Here is a 1,073-nt window from a genome sequence, read left to right as displayed (position 1 = left end):
TGTGGCGCCAGCTCGGTCGCGGCGGCCTGCCCTTCGAGGCGCGCCTGGAGCCGGGCCCGGCCAGCTACCGGGTGGACTGGCCGGTGGTGGCCATGAGCCCGGACAAACACACCGGCTATGCCGTGCAATGGTTCGCCCTGACCGCGGCGTTGCTCGGCCTGTTCATCTATCTTGGAATACACAACGCACGGGAGAGTCGTCATGAACCCAGCCATCGCCCTGCCTGAGACGCCGCGCAAGGGGCGCGGCCGCTGGCAACTGCTGTTGCTGCTGGCCATCGCCATCGGCCCCATGCTGCTGGCCAGTGCCATGTACCAGTGGCGGTTCTGGGTGCCGGAGACGCGCAGCTACCACGGCGTGCTGGTCGGCACCGGGCAGACCCTCGCCGACCTCGGCGTGCAGGGCGAGCTGGCGCCGCGCTGGCAGATCCTGGTCACCGTCCCCGATGCCTGCGCCGCCGACTGCCAGCAACTGGTCTACCTGGCGCGGCAGATCCAGATCGGCCTCAACCGCGAAATCCTCCGCGCCAGCCATGGCCTGGCGGCGGGCGAAGCGCTGACGGCCGACTACGCCGCGCTGCTCGACCGCGAGTACCCGCAACTGGGCCGCTACGGCCTGGATCGCCAGGCCTACCAGCGGGCCACCGAGGCCCTGCCAGGCGCCTGGCTGTGGCTGGTCGACCCGCACGGCAACCTGGTGCTGCGTTACCCGGCCGGCAGCGACGGCAAGGCGATTCTCGACGACCTGCGCTACCTGCTGAAGATTTCCCAAATCGGTTGAGGCTGACCCGCAGGCGGCTGCCTGCTAAGGATCGACGATGCGCAAACCCGGTTACCGCCTCGCCCTGTGCGCTACCCTGCTGGCCACCGTGGTGGTACTGCTCGGCGCCTATACCCGGCTGACCCACGCCGGCCTGGGCTGCCCGGACTGGCCCGGCTGCTACGGCTTCCTCGGCGTGCCGATGAGCGAGCACAAGCTGGCCCTGGCCGAGGCGCGGTTCCCCGAGGCGCCGGTGGAGGTGGCCAAGGGCTGGTACGAGATGATCCACCGCTACTTCGCCGGCGCCCTCGGCC

2 protein-coding genes and 1 pseudogene are annotated in these 1,073 nt (G+C 70.3%); all 3 read left to right on the top strand.

Annotation, left to right across the window (positions count from 1 at the left end; genetic code table 11):
* Nucleotides 1-227: pseudogene (locus tag N878_RS21845) on the top strand (SURF1 family protein); the annotation flags it as partial.
* Complete coding sequence (locus N878_RS21840) at nucleotides 202-780, top strand: hypothetical protein (RefSeq protein WP_021445652.1); 579 nt, start codon at nucleotides 202-204, stop codon at nucleotides 778-780. The pseudogene N878_RS21845 and the gene N878_RS21840, both read left to right, overlap by 26 nt.
* Nucleotides 781-817: 37 nt before the next feature.
* On the top strand, nucleotides 818-1,073 hold a 256-nt coding region (locus N878_RS21835; RefSeq protein ID WP_031303700.1), incomplete at its 3' end, for a heme A synthase.

Source organism: Pseudomonas sp. EGD-AK9 (assembly GCF_000465935.2).
Lineage (GTDB): Bacteria > Pseudomonadota > Gammaproteobacteria > Pseudomonadales > Pseudomonadaceae > Aquipseudomonas.
The sequence above is the reverse complement of the archived record's forward strand: the minus strand, read 5'-3'. Positions and strand labels throughout refer to the sequence as shown.